This is a genomic window from Paraburkholderia sp. BGA-UO-ETr-F21 (assembly GCF_059567925.1).
The window spans coordinates 205490-225610 of the sequence record NZ_JCAQOY010000008.1 but is presented as its reverse complement, the minus strand read 5'-3'; the positions used below and the strand labels follow the sequence as shown (position 1 = coordinate 225610).

Sequence of the window (20121 nt, the reverse complement as noted above, 5' to 3'; positions counted from 1 at the left end):
ATTCTGCGAATGTTAATGCAAATAAAACCGCGATTTCGTTCGGCACCGCACACACGGCGACTACTCGAAAAAGGCCGACTTACCAATCGAACTACCCAGCGCCAAACCGATTTGAAGTGACTTTTCCCCGCCGGAACGTCAGAATGAGCGCAGCTGGCTTCGCTATACCGGCACCTGCTCTGCGGGAACGCCAGACCGGCTATCTTCTGACGATAAATCTTCGGAGTGGCAATAAGTAAAACGAACAACCAATATAAGCACTTGAAGGCGGGACAAAATTATTTAATTCGTTGTAATTGGATCGCATGAATATAAAGCTGGCGATTAATGTTTCAAACGTGAAACACCGGAATAAGACAACTTTAGACCGAGCGGCAATAGACGGGCCAGTGGCGGAATCTGTCGAATGAGAAACGGGTCTTTTCCGCCAGGGGTTTGCGGAAATACACTATGCGGTTTCCGCAACACATTGCCTGAAGAGGTGCCACAAGGCGGGTCTGACCTGGCGAACTAGCAAATGGGCGACGCGTTTGTCGTCCGGGGGTAGTACAGCGAACGACACGGGGAACATATGTCGAATGTACGCGAACAGCGCGCGCTGCGAAAGCGCGCCGGCGGCTTGTCCGCCTTGCGTAGAGGACTGCGCATCAGCATGGTCGCCTCGGCGGCGGCCTTCATCTTGCTCGGCGTTTCAACGGTTCGATGCGCGGCGGCAGAGGCTGCACCGCAAGCGAATGGTGTGAGCAATGCCGAGTTCTCCGCGGACGGCAGAAAGTGGACACCGTGCGCGGCCGAATACGGTACCTGTCGGTTCAGTGGCACGCGCGACGTGCTGTATGGCACGCCGCAACAGCATGTCGTCAAGACGTTCTCGAATAGCGCCGAATGCAACAACGGCGTATTCGGCGATCCGGCGCCCGGTGTCGAGAAGCGCTGTGCAATGGCGCCCGCCGCAGTGGGCAGCACCCTCGCGCCTGCCACGAAGCCCGCCGTCAATAACGACATGGCATCGAGCGCCGCGGCGCAATCCGCCGCCCCTTCCGATCTGAAGGCGCCGCCCGGCCAGGGCTTGCGTTGCTCGGCGCCTTCGTCACAGGTGCCCACGGCCGCGAACGGCGATGTGCTCGAAGCCGACACGCCCAGCGACGGCACACGCCTGTTCGCCGTGGCCAAACCATTCGCGCTGGTTTTCACCTCACGCCCGAAGCAAAACGACACGCTCAACTGGCAAATACGCGACGCGTGGAATGTCGTGCGCGCCAGTGGACGCTTCCCCGTTGCGGCCGGCGCGACCCTGTCCACGCTCAGTTGCGCTTCCAGCGTCGCGGGCTACTTCGCGGTATCCGCGTCACTGGAGCGTGCGCATGGCCAGCTCGAATCGCGCGGCACACGTCCCGCGGGCATCGCGACATTCGGCGTGTTGCCCGATCCCTCCGCGGCGTTACCCGCCGTCCGTTTTCCGTATGAAGATCTGCACCGTTTCGGCGGGCAGGGCGCCGCCTATCTCGCACCCGGCCAGCACTGCTGCGACGGCGACGGTTACCGGCCGGTCTACACCGCGCTCGGTCTGACGTGGGTCAACGACAATCGCAACTGGTATATGGAAGAGCCGAAAAAAACCGGCACATTCGACCCCGCGGCCAAACAGCTCACACCATTCTTCCGGCGCGGCGACCTCTTGCGATTGATCCAGCTCGACGGGATTCCCCAATGGGCGAGTCCGACCGGCAAAGAGACGCACAGCTATGTGCCGACTTCGCTTGCGCAGATGAAGGACTACATGGCCAAAGTCGGCGCCGAATCGAATCGCGTTCGCACGACTTACTTTCCCAAACAGCGCGACAACTACTATCAGGTGACATGGGAGCCGGACGCCGACGGCGGTCTGCCGTGGCGCGACACCGACGCGAATTTCGTCGCCATGTACAAGGCGGTCTGGGAAGGGATCCATCAGACGGATCCGCATGCGGTGGTGATGGGGCTGACCTATTCCTCGGTGCAGGGCAATGTCACGTGGATGCGCAAACTCGGTCCGCTTGGAATCGGCCGCTATATGGATGGCATGACGATTCACGGTTATTACGACATCGGCACGACACCCTCGCATCCACCCGAACGGGTTGCGGACACCGGCAATCAGGGCACGGTGCCGGGCGCGCTGCCCGCTGCAATGCGGGCGCTGCGCCACGAGATGCGTCAATACCTGAAACCTGGCGCGCCTTTGTTCGTCACCGAAACAGGCATCAGCTACGACATCGGCCAATCGTATGGCAAGAACTATCCCGGCGCGAACGTGTTGTATGCCCAGGCGGCGGTAACGGCGCGCACGCATCTGATCCTGCTAGGCGAAGGCGCCGACATGACCTACGTGTTCTATCTGGCGGACATGCCGGACGCCGCGCCGGGCTACGGCATTTTCTTCGAACTCGATCATCCGACCGGCGCTTATGGTCCGACTCGCATCAGCCCGAAGCCCGCGGCGCTCGCGGTGGCGGCGATGACGCGCATCATCGACGGCACTGTGACGCTCGGCCCGCTCAAGGGCGTGCCCAAGGGCGTCTACGCGTACGCGTTCCGCCGGCTCGGCGGCGGCAAGATCGTGACCGCGCTGTGGACGCATGACAACGACGCATGGAGCGCGAAAACCGGTTTCGACGCGAGCCGGAGCGTGGACTATCGGCTGCGGGTCGATGCGCCGGGCACTACGGGCGAAGTGACGGTGTTCGACATGATGGGCAACGCGACGGCGTTGCCCTATCGCGACGGCGTGGCGAGCCTGAAACTCTCGCCCGCACCCGTTTATGTCGTCTCCGGCAACGCCGACGTCTTCAAGGAAGCGGTGACGACACCCGAGGGTTACGTGGCGCGCTAGCGGCGCGATGTGACGATACTTCGGCGTGATGTGACAGGCTCTGCGGCGACTGGCGCACATAGCATGCAGACGGGGGCACGTTAGCATGCCTATCAGCACGCTGGAGCCGAACGCCGGAGCGGATATATGAGCGGCCTTGCATGGACGATGCTGATACTGGCCGCAATGATCGGTGCGTTTCTCTTCGCGACGGTCGGCGCGATTCTGCTCGCTCTTTTTCTGGCGAGCGTGTCGCGCCAGCTCACACGGAACGATGACCATCATCGCGACTACTAGCGAATCGTGACGAACGCTCGATACCGCTTTGGGATCACGCCGATCGGGCACGTTCGAGCGGCGCAAAAAAAACCGGGGGAAATGACATGCTGACCGAGATCGATTTTCTGGACGTAGTCCGTCTCACACCGCTGGTCGCATTCGATCTGATCGTCAGCGATGCCAAAGGGCGCGTGCTGATCGGCCGCCGCCGCAATCGCCCGGCCCGTGGCACCTGGTTCGTTCCCGGCGGCCGCATTCACAAAGACGAAACACTCGACGCGGCATTCGCGCGCATCGCCGACGCCGAGCTCGGCATAGCGAATCTGGCGCGCTCGACGGCGCGCTTCGAAGGCGTGTTCGAACATCACTACAGCGACAACTTCGCGGGCGAGCCGGACGTATCGACTCACTACATCGTGCTCGCCTATGCGCTGACGCTCGCGGGCACGGCGCCCCTCGGACGGCCCGAGCAGCACAGCGAATATGCGTGGCTTACGCCGACGGAACTGCTCGCGCGCGCGGACGTCCACGACAACACCAAAGCCTATTTCCGCTAACGCGCGCGAGCAGACGCGCAAGCAGACGCGCGGGCACGATTCCGTGCCGGGCCGCATTCTGCCGCTGACTGTGAGTTCGGCAACGTGGCCGCCAGAGCCGCTACAGTATGATTCGAGCTCACCGTCAGGGCTCGAATCACTATGCGATCATCGGCAACCCGGCTCGTTCGCGATTCCATCATTGCGTGTCTCGCGCTGCTCTTCTTCACCTGCCTAACAGCCTCCGCACGCGCGGCCGAATGTGGCGCCGGCACGCTGGTCACCGTGGTCGCGCACCTCGACGACGATCTGCTATTCGTGGATCCCGCCATCAGCGAGCGTCTCGATGCGGGATGGTGCATCACCACCGTCCATCTGATCGGCGGAGCCAATGGCGCGGACTTCGCTTACGTTCAAACCCGCGAACGGGCTTCACGGCTCGCCTATGCGCGCATGGCAGGCGTGCCCGACGAGTGGCTCGAGTCCAACGTGACGATCGCCGGCAAGCTCGTGCATCAGATGCTGCTGAAGGCGAGGCCGCAAGTGCGCCTGCTGGAGCTGCGCCTGCCCGGCGGCGCCGTGCGCGGCGGCCGTGTGCCGCTCGGCCTGCTGTGGGAACAACACGCCACGCTCTCGACTTATCCGATGAACGCGGACGGCTCCGCGCGCGTGAAGTACGATCGCGATGCCTTGTCGGCCACATTGAAAGCGATACTCGCGCCGGCCACGCTGATCTATACGCTCAACCCGGATACCGTGCCGTTCATCGAGCATCCCGATCACATCCTCTCCGCGCGCATTACTCGCCACGTCGCCCAGACGCTCGGCAAAGGCGTGCCGATCGTCTATCACGTCACCTATCCGACCGGCAGTTGGCCGGGCAATCTGCCGGCCGCCGAAGTGCAGCGCAAGCGCGACATCGTCGCCAGCTATTTTTCGATCGACGGCAGCGAGTCGTCGCATGTATTCGGTGAATTTCAGTGGGACGGCAACTGGATTTCGCGCCGCTATGCCTTTGCCGACCGTACCGATCGCCGCGTGCCGGACTTCGTGTCGCATCCGATTCAGCTCTTCAACGCGGCGGCCAGCCGCTGTCTGAGCTCGGCTGGGCCCGGCCGTGCGCCAACGCTCGCGGCGTGCACGGACTCGCCGGTCCAGCAATGGCGCTGGGATCCGTTGAGCGTCTATCCGGGCAATACGCGCAACGCCGCGCTCGTGAGCGTCGCGACTTCGCAATGCATCGCCGAACGCGACGGCTATCTGATCGCGGAGACCTGCGATCAGTGGGACGTGGCGCAGCGCTGGACGCCGTGGGATTTCGGCCTCGTCTATACGCCAATGCGGCATTGCCTCGGCGAAAACGACGGCAAGCTGACCATGCGCGGCTGCACCGCGCTCACCACGCGCTATCGTTGGGCCACCACACAACACACGCAGGCGAACGATCTGCGGCTCGCCACCGTGATGGCGGGCGACGTCGCCGGCTCGGGCGAGCAGTCCGCAGTGTATGTCCAGCGGCAACACGACGGCCCAGGATTCAACGTGTATGCCGCCTCGCTCGCCAAGGTGTCGCCGCCCGCGCTGTGGTACGCGAGCGTCGTCCCGTTCGATCCGCGTGCCACCGCGGCAAGTTGCGCTGGCGACAAACTGTGCTTCGATAGCGTGCGCTTTCTGCTCGGCGATTTCGACGGCGACGGCAAGGCGGATCTGATGATCGTCGCGGCGCGCCAGGGCGGCACCGCCTTCTGGTTGCTTCGCAGTGCTGGCGACCACTTCGAGGCGCCGCGCCTCTGGCTGCAAACCAGCAATGCGTTTAGACCTGAACTGACGCAGCAATATGTGGCTGGAGACTTCACCTCATCGGGGCGGGCCAGCGTGCTGATCGCGCAAAAACGGGCCGACAGCGGGCTTGATCTGTGGGTCGCGTCGGCGCAAGGAGCAGGAGCCTCGGTGGCGTCAGCGCCCGCGCTCTGGGCACAGGCCAGAAACCTGCCGCAGAACGTCAATCTGCTGGTGCGCGAGACAGCCGGCGCGCGCGCCTCGCTGATCGCGGTGGACGGGGCAAACGGACGCCTCGCGCTCACTTCCATCGCCAATGAAGGTGCGCGCTTGAGCGTCGGCGAGCGCAACGTCTTGCCGGCGAGTTTCGTCCCCGGCTTCGTGAAAGTGACAATGGGCGCCGTGCGTGGCCGCGACAGCAACACGCTGATCCTGCTGACGCCGCATCTCGACGAAACGAGTGAGGAAGCCATGATCGATGTCGCCACGCTCGACGTGAGCGGCGCGACGAGTTCGCCGGTGCGGGCGGCGACATTGCACGATATGTCGTGGTCCGATGTCTTTCCGGCTTTCGCGCGCGACAAGCAGGGGGCTGCACTCGTGCTGTTTCGCCGGACCGACGCCACCCTCGGCGATTTCTATTTCACCGGCGGAGCGCCGGCGTTGTCGCGCTATCCATCAGGAAACGGACTCGCGCTGGGCGAAGCTCAGGAATTCGGCAACCTGCCGGGGCTTTTCTCGGAGACAGTGCGGATCGACCGGCTCGCGCAATAGCACGCGAGCCGGCCGGTCCGATTGGCGTCAGGCCGAAACCTGGAGCGGTTGAACGAACTTCCGCGCGATCGTCATGTAACGATCCGCCGTGTCGTGCAGCGTGTAGCCGGCTAGTTGCCGGTTCGCGCGCGGTGTGCCGAGCGCGCTCAGCAATGCGCCGCCGTAGGCTTGCGGGTCGGTCGTATCGACGAGGTTGACGCCGGCAAATGCGCTCGCAAAGCCAAAAGACGGAATCCGGCTCGCCACGACAGGAATACCCGAGGCAAGCGCCTCGAGAAAACCGATGCTCTGCGCTTCGAAACGCGACGGCATCGCGAAGACACGCGAGGCGCGCAGCAGCGCGGCCACGTCGGAACGCGGTCCGTTCACCGTCACCTTGCTTTCCAGACCCAGCTGACGGACGAGCGACAGGACCGCACGGTGATAGTCGAGGTCTTCGACGACCCCACACAGCAAGAGGCGCGCATCCGGTTCCGATTGCAGCACGCGTTCGAACGCGCGGATCGTGTCGAGCTGGCTCTTGCCTTCGATATACCGGCCAAGCTGGACGATCTGCTTCGGGTGCGCGTCGATATCCGGCGCGCCCGCGTCGCTGGCCTCGGCGAACAGCTGGGCATCCACGCCGTTCGGAATCACGACCATGGACGGATGGCGGCCGATCTCGCGGAGGTAATCGTCGATGTTCTGCTGCGACACGCCGATGATCGCCCGCGCCCGTCGCGAGAGCAGGCGCTCGGCCCGTTTGAGCGCGCCGTTTTCGAAGTCGTTGACGCCGGAATGCATGACCCAGGCAATCGGCGTATTCACCGGCAGAAGACGCACATACAGTGCGGCAAGCGTTGCGTGAGCCACGATGAAGTCGGGGCGAAAGCGCCGCACCACGCGATACAGGTACAGCAGCTTGCCTACCCTGCCGTAGCGCACATCGGGAAACAGACAGGTCACGCCCGCCGCCTGAAGCTCGGCGTGAATGTCGGCGAAGTCGTCCTGCTGCGGAAGCAGCGATGTCATGCAGACTTCATGGCCACCGCGCTGATGGTGAATGGCCAGCCCTTTTACGAGTACTTCTGCCCCGGACAATCGCGGTGCATGAACCAGTTGAAGAATCCTCACGATTGATCTCTCAGCCTTAACTGCCTTTTTGCGCAGCGGACGGGATGCCGCCCCCGTTATTGCAGACCCCAAATAACGTCGGCACCCATCTTCGTGTATGGCGCGCTCCTTTTTGCGGAGCGCATCAATGTCTCCGTAAAACAGCGACAGTTCCGCCGCGAACTCCATGTCGCGAGGAAACCTTACACCCAAGACCCAGCACTATTACGCCAAGCCCAAGACTTTTTCGGCTGAGCCATGAGCGCTAGCGCCCATTTCTCAGTCGATTGACGCTGCCGGATAGTTAGGCATCCATTTCAAATAATTACGACCCCAATTCACAGTGGCGGAAAAAGACTGGTCTTACCTGACAGATCTTTTTCATTCGATCAATGTAATTAGTACTGCATTAATGATCATACGTAACGACTCGTTACTTCTTTTAAGCACACTAATGCGTATTGTTGCGGTCGATTCTTCCCAAATTGAGCATTTCTAGCTTACGGAACAGTAAAAAGTTCATCGGCTAGCGCCGTGAACTCAAGTACTGCGATCTGAATCGCGCTGTTCCTCAACACGCTGGCCGGTTCGTCGTACGTTCTCAGGTCGCCCGATTCCGCCAAAGCCGCTCGCGTCAGCGGCCCGGTTTCGCGCGACAAGCGTTTCTCTGCAGAGAAATGCGTTCGAGGCCGACAACCCGGGAAGGCATCACCTTCGCGCAGCCGGAAATGCTGCGCATCCAGGACGCCAGTGTCGAAGCCTCGGTCATCGGCTGGCTTGCAAATGAACCCCGATGTTCGCTCCACCTCCTGACGCGCTTTGCGCGAGGAGCCGGACGAATGATCAGCCAACGCATTGCTTACAGATTGATGAAATCGCAACTACTCCTACTCTCGACACTGTCCCTCGCACTCGCCGCATGCGGCGGCGGCGGTGGCAGTAACGGCACCGTCAGCAACGCGGCATCCCAGTCCAACGGCAGCAGTGGCACCAGCAGCCCGGCCAGCGCGGCCACCACGTCCGCCGCTGGCAACGCCAGCACCGGCACCGCTGCGCTGAACGCCACGGGCGGCACCGCGGCCATGACCTGCGCCTCGCCGACCACATCCGCGGGTTCGGGCAGCGCGACGATTGCGGCGGATACGCCCAGTGCCGACGGCACGCGCATCTTCGCCTCCGGCAGCACGTTCCAGATCGCCTTCAACACCAATGCACCGAGCGCGGACACGCTGAACTGGGCCGTCACCGACACGCTCGGCCGCGTCGCCGCGAGCGGCACCACCGCCGTGGCGAGCGGTGCGAAGACCATCACGTTCAATTGCACGTCGACGCTCGCCGGTTATTTCGCGGCAACGGGCACGCTGGCCAAGAACGGCGGCCAGTTGCCGCAGGCCGGCACACGTCCGGTCGGCATCGCGACGTTCGGCGTGACGCCGAACCTGTCCGGCGTCGTGCCGGCCGTCACGTATGCGCGCCAGGAGCAGCATCGCTTCGGCATGCAGGGCGCGAACGACAACGGCCCGCTGCTGGCCGCGCTGGGCATTTCGTCGACCATCGACGACCGTCAGCTCTCGACCATGGAGCCGAACGGCCCGAACACCTTCAACCCGTCGGCCGACAATCTCGATCCGTTCTACAAGAGCGGCAACGTGATGCGGCTGATCCGCCTCGACGGCATTCCGGCCTGGGCGAGCAGCACCGGCGCCTTCCAGGACGACACCACGCTGCCGACCGATACGTCGTACTACCAGAGCTACATGAGCCGCGTCGGCACCGAATCGAACGCGATTCGCGCCGCGTACTTCCCGACCCAGTCGGCAAACTACTATCAGGTGACGTGGGAACCGAACCAGATGTGGACGGATACCGACGCCAACTTCGTCGCGCTGTACAAGGCCGTCTATCAGGGCATTCATTCGACCGATCCGCACGCGATGGTGATGGGCCCGGCCGATGCTTTCCCGAGCCTGACCACTTCGCACCTGAAACGCCTCGCGCCGCTCGGCTTCGGTCAATACATCGACGCCGTCGCCACCCACGGCTACTACGACGCGGGCACGTCGCCGTCGCATCCGCCTGAGCGCTACGACAGCGACCCGTCCACCGCCGACGGTTCGTTGCGCGGCCAGATGCGAAACCTGCGCGCTGAAATGGCCACCGACTACCGTACGGGCATGCATCTGTTCTCGACGGAAGCGGGCATCAGCTACGACCTCGGCTCGTCGTACGGTCCGAACTATCCGAGCGCCAACGTGCTGTACGCGCAAGCGGCGGTCGCCGCGCGCATGCACATCATCACGCTCGGCGAAGGCGCGGATCAGACCTACGTGTTCTACGGCGCGGACTATCCGGATGAAGTGGGCTACGGCACCTTCTTCGACCTGAGCGACGCGCAGGGCGCATTCGGCGCGACCAACATCAGCCCGAAACCGGTGGCGATGGCGATCAGCGCGATGACGCACACGCTCGACGGCACCACGACGCTGGGCCCGGTCAACGGCACGCCGACCGGCGTCTACGCGTACGCGTTCCAGCAGGTGGGCAACGGCGCGGTGATTACCGCTCTGTGGGCGCACAACAACAACGTGTGGAGCGCGAGCGCGGGCTTCAGCTCGACTTATAGCGTCGCGTACAGCCTCAACGTCGATCAACCGGGCACGAGCGGCACGGTCAAGGTGATCGACATGATGGGCAACGCGACCAATGCGAACTACAGCAACGGTGTGCTGACGCTCAACCTGACCGAATCGCCGGTGTATGTGGTGTCGAACAACGCGTCGGTCGCCAAGGCCAATGCGACGACGCCGGTCGGATACGTCGGCATGTAAGCCGCGCGTTCAAAGTACCCGGATTCGGGTACTGCGGCCGACATGAAAAACGTCAGCCGGCTCACGGGCCGGCTGACGTTATTTTTTTGGGCGTTCAAAACCTGCATCGCAAGTGCAGTGCTTCAACTCTCTCCCAACTGCCCCTCCATACCGCGCAATTCGCTTTCGCGTTCCGTGGACACCTTGCCGATCGGCGGCCCGGCGAAGCTCTTGCGCACGCCCGCGCCATACCAGATCGTCAGCAGCACCGCGAGCAAACCGGCAATCACGTAGACCACTTTCTGATTCGGCGGCTGCATGCCGACATACGCGAGCACCAGCGCGCCGATCACCGCCGCCACCGCGAACGGCTTCGACAGCATGCCCAACTGGAACGGGCCTTTCTCGTTCCACGTACGGCCTTCGGCGAAAATGCCCGCCGCGATCGGCATGGCGTACGAGATGAACAGGAACACCGCGCTACCGGCGCTCAGCACCGTGAAAGCGTCGCCATAGAGCGTGACGACGATCGCCAGCACCGCCGAGGTCCAGATGGCGGCGCCCGGCGTGCGATGCGCGGCATTCACTTTACGCAGCCACTTCGATGCGGGCAGGCCGCCGTCGCGAGCAAATGCGAACATCATGCGCGACGTGGAGGTCACTGCAGCAAGACCGCACACGTAGTTGATGAAGAACATCAGCAGTTCGATGACGATGCGCAACGGCCCCGGAATCGGCGCGAGAATCGCTTCGAAGAAACCCGTGCCCTGCTTCACGGCCGCGCCGATATCCGGCATGACCAGCACGAACGCGCACACCATCACGTAGCCGAAGGTCGTGGACCAGAACACCGAACCGACGATACCGCGCGGCACATTGCGCGCCGCCTGATGCGTCTCCTCCGAGGTATGCGCCGATGCGTCGAAGCCGGTAATCGTATAAGCGGTCAGCAGAAGGCCGGAGAGAAACGCCATCGCCATGGTCTGCTTCGGCCACGCGCCGCCGTCCACACCCGTAAAGTTGGTGAACGTGTAGAGCCGCGACAGATCGATCTTGACCGGCGAATACACCAGCAACGCCCCGACCAGCAGGATCGTCACCACGAAGATCAGATAGCCCGACAGGTCGGTGATCCTGCTCGTGATACGAATGCCGCGATGATTGAGGAATGCTTGCGACGCGGTGATTACGGTCAGAAACAGCGTCTGCTGCCACCAGCCGAGCGACTCGGGCTTAACGCCGAACATCGGCGCGATCAGCGTGCGGAAGAACGGATCATAGGTGCCGAAGTTGATCGCGGCGACCACGAACACGAGGCCGAGCAGATTCAGCCACGCGGTCAGCCAGCCCCACGTTTTGCCGCCGAGAATCGAACTCCAGTGATAGAGGCCGCCCGCAGTGGGATACGACGAGGCGATCTGCGCCATCGCCGCGGCCACCACCAGCGCGAACAGCGAGCCGAGCGGCCAGCCGAGTCCGATCGACGCTCCGCCCGCCGCCGACAGGCCCATCTGAAACGACGTGATGCCGCCCGACAGAATGCAGATCAGCGAGAACGACACCGCGAAGTTCGAGAACGCCCCCATGCGCCGGGACAGTTCCTGCGCGTAACCCATCTTGTGCAACAGCTTGACGTCGTTGTCGGCGGATTCCGCCGACGGCAAGGCCGTGTTGATGTCCATGACGCGATCCTTTGAACAGGGTTATGACGAAGCGGCCAACCGGCGAGCCGGTTCAACGGCGTGGCCGCGCCAGGCAAAGCGGCTCACGCGGCCGTGAAACAGTTATCGACGTACAGGTGTGCGCCGTTGACGAAACTCGCGTCGTCGCTCGCGAGAAAGAGCGCGGCGCGCGCCACTTCCTCCGGCGCGCACAGGCGGCCCTGCTGCACCGACAAGGCGGCTTCGCTCGCATCGAAGCCGTACTTGGCGAGCGCGCTGATTTCGCGGCGCCCATGCGGCGTGTCGATGAAACCAGGGCACACGGCATTGCAGCGAATGCCCCGGTCGCGATACTCGACGGCGATGGCACGCGCAAACATCGCGCATGCGCCTTTGGTGGTGCAATAGAGCACTTCGAGCGGCGTCGCCGCCACCGACGAGATCGACGCCGTGCAGACGATCGAGCCGCCGCCCGCAGCGAGCATGTGCGGCAGCACGGCCCGCGTCATCATGAACATGCTTTTCACGTTGACGTTCATGAGCCAGTCGTAGTCTTCGTCGGTGGTATCGACGAACGGCTTCACGACAATGCTGCCGGCGTGATTGAACAGCACGTCGATACGTCCGAAGCGCGCCATGATGCCGGCCACGGCCGCATCGACCGCCGCGCGCTTCGACACGTCGGCGGCAAACAGCTCGGCGCTGCCGCCTGCCGCGCGAATCCGCGTCACCACTTCCTCACCGGCATCCGTATTGATATCGACGACGGCGACCTGCGCGCCTTCCTGCGCGAACAGCAACGAGGCCGCGCCGCCCGCGCCCGTCGCGCCGCCCGACACGATTGCGATCTTGCCTTCCAGCCTGCCTGCCGATCTGCTCATACGTCACTCCCTTTCCTGTGCATTGCGTGATGCACAAAGTAGGGGCGGCAAAAAGTGGCGACTATCCAAAATTGGCAAAAAGATAAAAATCCCGTAAAAATTCCGCCTCCTGACAAATGCATTACGAAGGCTTCCAGCCGCGCAGAAGGTAAGCAAAGACGCTGCGCGCCAACCCTACGGCAGGGCTTTTTTTTCGCATACACTGGTCGGCACGAGGCTTTCGGGGAGCGCCATCAGAATCGGGAGAAGCTATGCAGGCGGTCAATCAGACGAGCGGCGCGGTCGAGATTCGTTGTTGCCGCAACATTGACGAGCAGGCCATGTTGCTCGACGCATGGAACCAGAGCTACTGCCAGATCTCACGCGGCGCCTTCGACGGCTCGGTGAGTTCATGCCACGCGGGCGGCGTTCGCGTGCTGGTCGAGCGCCTGAACCGCACGGTCTATCAGCGCGGCCAGGTAGCGGCATCCAGGGTCGCGGTGGGCATTCCGTTTCAACTCGAAGGCCATGCGTTGTTGTGTGGACAGACGAGTCATCGCGACGGCTTGCACGTGTTTTCCGGCGATGGCGGTTTCGAATTTCTGTCGCCCGACAAGCATGTGGTGGTGAACCTCGAAATCGAGCCGGGCGCGATCGGCGACCCGCTGTTGCGCTCGCAACTCCACGAAATAACCCTGCTGCTCGGCTCGAGACCCGGCGTATTGAACGTCGATCCCGCGAGACTGCAGGGCTTTCGCGAGGTGCTGAAGCAGTTGCTTGACGCCGTCGCGGCCACCCCCACTTTGCTCGACGACGCCGCAGTCGCCGCGGCGTTCGAAAAGTCGGTGATATTCGGTCTTGCCAATGTTTTGCAGGACCTGCGCGATGCCGATCCGCACGGGAACGTCGAGGCTCGCACTGCGCGCAACTGGCAACTGGTGCGTGGGGTTCGTGAGCTGATCGAGGAATCGCCGCAGTGTCCGCTTTCCGTGGCGGAGTTGTGCGCGCGGTTTCGCGCCAGTCGGCGTACGTTGCAATATGCGTTCGAAGATACGCTCGGCGTCAACCCTTCCGCTTATATGCGCGCCGTCCGGCTCGATCACGTGCGCCGTGAATTGCGCGGCTCCGCTTCAGTGACGGAGGTCGCCACGCGGTGGGGGTTCTGGCATTTCGGGAATTTCTCCAGCGAGTATCGCGGGCAGTTCGGCGAGTTGCCGTCCGAGACCTGGAGAAGGAGCCGGGCCGTTTAGATTGTTTCCCTGCGCGGACAAAAGTGGCGCACACTTGCCTACTGCTCCTATGCGGAGCAAAAACCGCCAATTGGGAGTCCATCATGGCAAAAGGTCAAATGCGTAGTAACCGCGAAGTCAAGAAACCGAAGCAGGCGAAGAAACCGCAGCCCGCCACTTCGCCATCGGGCGCGCCGCCGATCCGCGTAGCACCAAGCGCCTCGGCCACCGCGAAGAAGCATTAAAAGGCAAGACCGATTGAGCACGCCCGCCGCATCGAGGCGGGCATTCATCCAAAGCGCATTTCCTGCAGCGCCCCATCCCGCATCTTCGGCCTGAGCGTCCCGACGGCCATCCTCATCCGCACTACCAACGCCATAGCTCCGGGTGTCGCTACGCCTGCTTCGTTCATGGCGCGGCGTTTCCCACATATCACGCTCTTATTTCCGGGCTCATCAGCAACGCTATAGAAATGCGAGCCTGCGCGACTCGATCGAGCACGCTCCTCATGCGCGGACTTGCCCGGCGTTTCCGGTCTGGCTATGCTGAAGGGCTCGCCGATACCACGCGTGTCAGCGACACACGAATCGCAACACGAAACAGAACAATCGATCCAGGATAGCCATGTCCACCACCAGTCTCTTCTTCACCGCCGCGGGCGTTGGGCTCGCCATTGCCGCGCCGGTCGGCCCGATGGGCATGCTGTGCATTCGCCGCACGCTGACCGGCGGTCCGCGCGCGGGGCTCGCGATCGGCTTCGGCATCGCGACCGGCGACGCGGCCTACGGGCTGATCGCGGCGCTCGGCCTCGTCAGCATCTCGCAGTTCATGCTGGCGTATGACCGCCCCTTGCATCTGCTGGCCGGGTTGTTCCTGCTGTATCTGGGCGTGCGTACGTTGCTGCAGAAAGCCCCGGCCGACGCAGCGGACAGCACCGCAAACGGCGCGTCAGGCAGCAACGGCAAGCTCGCTCAGGTGGGCCGCGCCGGCGCGCTGCGCGCGTATGCGAGTTCGTTGCTGCTCACGCTGACCAATCCGCAGACGGTCATCATGTTCGCCGCGCTGTTCACAACACTCGCCCCGCGCGGCGCGTTTTCATCGAGCATTGCGCTGACCACCGTGGGTGGCGTGTTCTGCGGCTCGATTGCATGGTGGTGTTTCCTCGTGACCGTGGTGTCGCTCGCGCGCCATGCGATCGGCAGCAAAATGCGCGTCGCCATCGACCGGATTGTGGGCTTCACGCTGGCGGCGTTCGGCGTCGTGGAGATTCGCCGGGCGCTTTGAGGGCGCGTCGCGACCTTGGGGCTGGCCGAAGTTGCGCTTTCAGTCTCACGAGCGCCCGCGCAACGCCACGACCGCCTCGCCGGCAATCGCCCGCAGCGCAACCGGCAAAGAACCGGCAAAGCTTGGGCGCCGCCAGCCAGGTCACGTGAAAACCGCCCCGAAGTCCTTGCGCTGATCGACCGTATGCGGGCAGCGCAGCACACCGTTTCGTACGCGAACGCGGCAGTTTTGCGACAATAGCGGCTTTCGCCGCGCCGCGGCGGCCTTCCCGCCGCCCTTCACCGACTGTCGAAGGCAGGCGCACCGGCCTTGCGGCCTGATCCGTCCAACCCACCCGACCGTCAGCGGTCCGCTCAATGGCTCTTCCCCACATCGATCTGCTGTACTCCGTCTCCGGCCTGTTCGTGGGCTTTCTGGTCGGACTGACGGGCGTCGGCGGCGGCTCGCTGATGACCCCTATTCTCGTCCTGCTGTTCAACGTGCATCCGGCCACGGCCGTCGGCACCGACCTGCTGTACGCGGCGGCCACCAAGGCGACCGGTACGCTCGTGCACGGCCTGAAGGGCACCGTGGACTGGCAGATCACCCTGCGCCTCGCCGCCGGCAGCGTGCCGGCCGCCACGATCACGCTGATTCTGCTGCATCGTTTTGGCATGGATACGCCTGGTGCGAGCCGGCTGATCCAGATCGTGCTCGGCGCGGCGTTGCTGGTGACGGCGGTGGCGCTCGTGTTTCGTCCGCAACTCGCGGCGCTCGGCGCGCGCCGGCAACGCGCGCCGCGTCAGGGACGCACGCTCGCGCTGACCATCCTGACCGGCGCGGTGCTCGGAGTGCTGGTGTCGCTGACGTCGGTGGGTGCGGGCGCGATCGGCGTGACGGTGTTGTTGTTGCTCTATCCGCTTCTGCCGACCACGCGCATCGTGGGCTCCGACATCGCGCATGCGGTGCCGCTCACCCTGCTGGCGGGCGCCGGCCATTGGTTGCTGGGCTCGATCGACTGGTCGATGCTGCTGTCGCTGCTGGTGGGCTCGCTGCCGGGCATCGCAATCGGCAGCTTTCTGTCCTCACGCGCGCCGGACGCGCTGCTGCGCAACCTGCTCGCCGCCACGCTCACGCTGGTCGGCGTGCGCCTCGTGCTGGCCTGAACGGGCGCGCAGGCCGGCGCCGCGTATTGCCAAGCCACGCCTTGCCGCTCAGGCTCAGGGTCGACTCAAGCTGGCGGCTGCTATTTGAAGAACCGGCAGGTCAGATCGGCCTCGAACTGCCGGACCCATTGACCTTGACGGTCGTGATAAGACTGCGCCCAGCCGCCGCGCCGGATGGTGACGAGGCGCTCGTGCGCGGCATCGCTCGGATCCGCGCAGGCGCTGATGTCGAAATGCGCCGGTGCAAAACCGTGCCGCGCGCACACCAGTTCGAAGGCCGCCCGATCGCTGATGGGCAGATCGGTATAGCGCAAAAGCGAGGTTTCCATGGCGTTGACTCCGGTTCCCTACGCATCACAGTACGCTTCGGGTCGCGTCAGCAATGTGTCACAGCGCACAGTCGCACAGCGGCGGTTCCGCCGTGCTGCTTGCGACTGCCCGGACCCATCATCACCGCTTCAAAAATCGCCAAATTAAAATAAAAAAGGCTCCGGTTTTTTTGCCGGAACCTTGGTGCACAACTGCATCACGATGGCGCAAGGCGGCTTGGCGCCGCCCTCGCCTGATGCGACAGCCTGCTTACTGCTGCTGGACGTTCAGCTTGTTCGACACCGACGTCACGCCAGCGACGCCCTTGGCGACTTCGCCGGCAGCGTTGATCTGGCCTTGGTCAGGCACCGAGCCCGTCAGCGTCACCGCGCCGCCACGAGCGCGCACGGCGATGTTCGACACGTCGATACCTTGCGCCTTGGCGAGCGCGCTACGCACCTTGCGGCCCAGCTGGCTGTTCGCCTTCTTGGTCGACTTGGCGCTGGCAGTCGGCGCGGCGGTCGTGCCCGTTGCCGTTGCGTCGCTTGCCTGAGCGTACACATTGCACGCGACTACCATTGCCACCACCGAGCCCAGCGTTTTCAGAAAACCGACCGATTTCATACTTTTCTTCTCCTTAGCTTCACATTGGACCGCATATACAAGCGGCTTCGTACGACTTCCGGCAGCCACGCTGGACGCGCGACAAGGCGCGGCCCAGCGACGGCCGACTATGGCTGCAACACGGTGTGCGAGAGGCGAAGAGGCTGGCTGACATTGCCGCATGCGATGACAGGCATGCAATGCGGTACGACAGACCGGCAAGCCGTGAAGTCCGCGAGCGCGCCCAGTTCTTGTGTGTCTTGCCGGGTCGCGCTGCGCAAACGTCTGTTCACGGCAGCGATGCACAATTTAATCTAGCCGGGCCAGAAGCGCAAAGGGTTTAGTCATACGCGAGGGCTGAATCGCGTCGCCCGCACTGGTGTCACACGCCGTTCACGATTTGTTACGGCTTTGTCGGTGAGCGCAGCGGCCATGCGTGCCGCCGTGCGGCGAATCTCAGGTACCATCGGCGCGACGCGCGCTGCCGCGTGGCTCGCGCGCCATTCGCGGCAGCCGCCGTGGCGCGGCGTGAGCGCTTCACCCCGGTTCGCGCGCCGCAGAGCGCCGCCCCTGTTCACTTTCGACCGTAGCCGTCACGTCATCCGATGAAGCCAGCCACCGGCCGCAAAAGCCCTCCCCGTCTCGTCGCCCGATTCGTCGCGATCTCCTGGCGCGATCTCGCCGTCTCGTTCGGACCGATCCTGCTGATCGCCGCCGTCGCGATCTGGGTCGCCGTGCGTCTGATTCAGCCCGCGCCGCCCAGCACGTTGACGATCAGCGCCGGTCCGGAAGGCAGCACCTTCTGGAATGCCGCCCAGAAGTACAAGGAAATTCTGGCGCGCAACCGCATCACGCTGAATGTGCTGTCCTCGGAGGGCTCGCTGCAGAATCTCAAGCGCCTGTCGGACCCGAGCTCGAACGTGGATGTCGGCTTCGTGCAGGACGGCGTCGCGCCCGGCTCCGCGTCCAACGGCCTGATGTCGCTCGGCAGCGTGGCCTATGTGCCGCTGGCGATCTTCTATCACGGCCCGACTATCACGCGTCTCTCCGAGTTCAAGGGCGAGCGGCTCGCGGTCGGCGCCGAGGGCAGCGGCACGCGCGAGCTGGCGCTGGCGCTGCTCAAGGCCAACGGCATCGTGCCGGGCGGCGCAACCAAACTGCTGCCGCTCTCCGGAGACGACGCCGCCGACGCCCTCGTCTCCGGCAAGGTCGACGCGGCGTTCCTCGCCGGCGATTCGGCGCAACCGGCGGTGATGGGCAAGCTCTACCGCACGCCGAACGTGCAGTTCTACGATTTTTCGCAGGCCGACGCCTACACGCGCCGCTTCCCCTATCTGACACAACTCACGATGCCGATGGGCGCGTTCGACCTCGGCAAGAACCTGCCGTCCGCGCCAATTCATATGGTGGCGCCGACCGTCGAACTGGTAGCGCGCGACTCGCTGCACCCCGCGCTATCCGATCTGCTGATCGAAGCCGCGCGCGAGGTGCACGGCAAGGCGAACATCCTGCAGCGCGCCGGCGAGTTTCCCGCGCCGCTCGCGCACGACTTCCCCATCAGCGACGACGCCGCCCGCTACTACAAGTCGGGCAAGAGCTTCCTCTACCGGATCCTGCCGTTCTGGCTCGCGAGTCTCGCCGACCGGCTGCTGGTGGTCGTGGTGCCGCTGATCGTGTTGCTGGTGCCGGCCTTGCGTCTCGTGCCGTCGTTGTATGCATGGCGGGTGAAATCGCGAATTTACCGCTGGTACGGCGCGCTGATCGCGATCGAGCGCAGCGCCCTCAGCGACCATTCGCCCACCGAACGCGCGTCGCTGCTCGAACGGCTCGACGCGATCGAGGAATCCGTCAACGGTCTGAAGATGCCGCTGGCCTACGCGGATCAGTTCTACGTGCTGCGCGAGCACATCGGCTTCGTGCGCGCACGGCTCACGCAGGCTCGCGACGCGCAACGCGACGGCGCCGCGGATGAAGCGCCGGGCGTCGATAACGGGCGCGGTAAAGCACAGGAAGCTGGCGAAGCAGGCGCGGCGTCCGCATCACCCAATCCGTCCGGTCCATCCGCCGCGAACGAAGCGGCCGAGATCGGCGAAACGCCCAGCGACGACGCGGCGAAACCATATTGACGGATGCAAGCCGCGGCTGCTCCGCGTAAGATCATTACAATTTCGGCGGTCCGCGAGACGGGCCGTTCGGAACAGCAATCCGGGAGACATTTATGACCGTTGGCATCGACGCCAGACAACCGCTGTGGTTTTACGACTTTGTCTCGCCGTTCACGTACCTGTTGCTCGAGCAGCACGACAAATGGCCGGGCTTCGACTTCGTCTTCACGCCGGTCGTGCTGAACGACCTCTACCGTCACTGGGGACAGCGGCCGGCTTACGGCGTGCCCTCCAAACGCACCTTCATGTACCGGCACGCGCTGTTTCGCGCGGAACAGCTCGGCATTCCGTACAAGATGCCGCCCGCCCATCCGTTCGATTCCACAAAGCCGCTGTTGCTCGCCACCGCAGCGAACGGCGACGTCAATTTCGTGCGCGAGATTTTCCGCTTCATCTGGCGAGAGGGCCGCGATCCGTCGACCGACGTGGCCTTTGCGGAACTGTGCGAGCGCGTCGGTGTGCCCGACGGCCCGGAACTCATCAAGAGCCCGGAAGTGAAAGCGCAATTGCAGCGCAACACGGCGGACGCGATCGGCCTGGGCGTCTACGGCGTGCCGACCTTCCGTCTGAACGATCAGTTGTTCTGGGGCGAAGACGCGCTGCCCATGGTGCTGTACTGCGCGCGCACGCCGAACTGGCTCGAATCGAAAGAAGTCAAACGCATCAGTACGCTGCCTTCGGGGCTCGTGGACCAGCAGACGTAGGCGAGACGTAAGCTTGAAGCGGGCGCGGGGCGCGTCCCACGGC

The 20121-nt window shown here is 63.8% G+C and carries 18 protein-coding genes; 11 read left to right on the top strand and 7 right to left on the bottom strand.

All coding sequences use genetic code 11. From position 1 onward, the window contains the following. Positions 1–571: 571 nt before the first annotated feature. The 4 genes from AC57B1_RS07880 to AC57B1_RS07865 all read left to right on the top strand — a co-directional run bounded on the left by AC57B1_RS07880 (position 572) and on the right by AC57B1_RS07865 (position 6219). Positions 572–2872, top strand: a complete 2301-nt coding sequence (locus AC57B1_RS07880) for a hypothetical protein (RefSeq protein WP_496417165.1) — start codon at positions 572–574, stop codon at positions 2870–2872. Between the two features lie 126 nt (positions 2873–2998). Continuing rightward, the gene (locus tag AC57B1_RS07875) at positions 2999–3148 is read left to right on the top strand and encodes a hypothetical protein (RefSeq protein WP_408344380.1); all 150 of its coding nucleotides are present in this window, start codon (positions 2999–3001) and stop codon (positions 3146–3148) included. 86 nt (positions 3149–3234) lie between these two features. After that, the gene (locus tag AC57B1_RS07870) at positions 3235–3687 is read left to right on the top strand and encodes a GDP-mannose mannosyl hydrolase (RefSeq protein ID WP_496417164.1); all 453 of its coding nucleotides are present in this window, start codon (positions 3235–3237) and stop codon (positions 3685–3687) included. Positions 3688–3828: 141 nt separating this feature from the next. Continuing rightward, on the top strand, positions 3829–6219 hold the full coding sequence (locus AC57B1_RS07865) for a PIG-L family deacetylase (RefSeq protein WP_496417163.1): 2391 nt from the start codon (positions 3829–3831) through the stop codon (positions 6217–6219). A gap of 27 nt (positions 6220–6246) precedes the next feature. Here the strand turns inward: AC57B1_RS07865 and AC57B1_RS07860 are convergent, their stop codons facing one another. From AC57B1_RS07860 to AC57B1_RS07850, 3 genes are all read right to left on the bottom strand, one after another. After that, entirely contained in the window at positions 6247–7332 is a 1086-nt protein-coding gene (locus tag AC57B1_RS07860) for a glycosyltransferase family 4 protein (protein ID WP_408344371.1), read from the bottom strand. A gap of 479 nt (positions 7333–7811) precedes the next feature. Beyond that, positions 7812–8162: a hypothetical protein gene (locus tag AC57B1_RS07855; RefSeq protein WP_496417162.1), complete on the bottom strand. Its 351-nt coding sequence runs from the start codon at positions 8160–8162 to the stop codon at positions 7812–7814. Positions 8163–8170: 8 nt separating this feature from the next. Next, positions 8171–8623, bottom strand: coding sequence for a hypothetical protein (locus AC57B1_RS07850; RefSeq protein ID WP_496417161.1), 453 nt, complete (start codon positions 8621–8623; stop codon positions 8171–8173). Between AC57B1_RS07850 and AC57B1_RS07845 the strand changes: the two genes are divergently transcribed. Continuing rightward, entirely contained in the window at positions 8598–10139 is a 1542-nt protein-coding gene (locus AC57B1_RS07845; RefSeq protein ID WP_496417160.1) for a glycoside hydrolase family protein, read from the top strand. The two genes, AC57B1_RS07850 and AC57B1_RS07845, sit on opposite strands and share 26 nt — an antisense overlap. 122 nt (positions 10140–10261) lie before the next feature. Here AC57B1_RS07845 and AC57B1_RS07840 read toward each other — a convergent pair whose 3' ends face one another. Both AC57B1_RS07840 and AC57B1_RS07835 read right to left on the bottom strand, forming a co-directional pair. Beyond that, positions 10262–11800 (bottom strand): amino acid permease, encoded by a 1539-nt coding sequence (locus AC57B1_RS07840; protein ID WP_408344359.1) that lies wholly within the window; start codon positions 11798–11800, stop codon positions 10262–10264. 83 nt (positions 11801–11883) lie between these two features. Next, positions 11884–12660, bottom strand: a complete 777-nt coding sequence (locus AC57B1_RS07835; protein ID WP_408185946.1) for an SDR family NAD(P)-dependent oxidoreductase — start codon at positions 12658–12660, stop codon at positions 11884–11886. 251 nt (positions 12661–12911) lie between these two features. Here AC57B1_RS07835 and AC57B1_RS07830 point away from each other — a divergent pair, with 251 nt between their 5' ends. The 4 genes from AC57B1_RS07830 (at position 12912) to AC57B1_RS07815 (ending at position 16297) form a co-directional block, all read left to right on the top strand. Then, on the top strand, positions 12912–13889 hold the full coding sequence (locus AC57B1_RS07830) for a helix-turn-helix domain-containing protein (protein WP_496417159.1): 978 nt from the start codon (positions 12912–12914) through the stop codon (positions 13887–13889). Between the two features lie 83 nt (positions 13890–13972). Further along, on the top strand, positions 13973–14113 hold the full coding sequence (locus AC57B1_RS07825) for a hypothetical protein (RefSeq protein WP_177205024.1): 141 nt from the start codon (positions 13973–13975) through the stop codon (positions 14111–14113). Between the two features lie 379 nt (positions 14114–14492). Further along, positions 14493–15152 (top strand): LysE family translocator, encoded by a 660-nt coding sequence (locus tag AC57B1_RS07820; protein WP_496417158.1) that lies wholly within the window; start codon positions 14493–14495, stop codon positions 15150–15152. A gap of 356 nt (positions 15153–15508) precedes the next feature. After that, positions 15509–16297, top strand: a complete 789-nt coding sequence (locus AC57B1_RS07815; RefSeq protein WP_091796616.1) for a sulfite exporter TauE/SafE family protein — start codon at positions 15509–15511, stop codon at positions 16295–16297. An 80-nt stretch (positions 16298–16377) separates the two neighbouring features. On the opposite strand, the gene AC57B1_RS07810 is transcribed toward AC57B1_RS07815, so the two are convergent. Both AC57B1_RS07810 and AC57B1_RS07805 read right to left on the bottom strand, forming a co-directional pair. Next, a complete protein-coding gene (locus tag AC57B1_RS07810; protein ID WP_091796617.1) occupies positions 16378–16626 on the bottom strand; it encodes a hypothetical protein in 249 nt (82 codons plus the stop codon). Positions 16627–16876: 250 nt separating this feature from the next. Beyond that, positions 16877–17230, bottom strand: coding sequence for a BON domain-containing protein (locus tag AC57B1_RS07805; protein ID WP_496417157.1), 354 nt, complete (start codon positions 17228–17230; stop codon positions 16877–16879). Between the two features lie 584 nt (positions 17231–17814). On the opposite strand from AC57B1_RS07805, the gene AC57B1_RS07800 reads away from it, so the two are divergent. After that, positions 17815–19335 carry a TAXI family TRAP transporter solute-binding subunit gene (locus tag AC57B1_RS07800; protein ID WP_496417156.1) on the top strand — a complete coding sequence of 507 codons (1521 nt, stop codon included), beginning with the start codon at positions 17815–17817 and terminating at the stop codon, positions 19333–19335. Between the two features lie 92 nt (positions 19336–19427). Further along, complete coding sequence (locus AC57B1_RS07795) at positions 19428–20078, top strand: 2-hydroxychromene-2-carboxylate isomerase (protein WP_408300991.1); 651 nt, start codon at positions 19428–19430, stop codon at positions 20076–20078. The last annotated feature ends 43 nt before the right edge of the window (positions 20079–20121 follow it).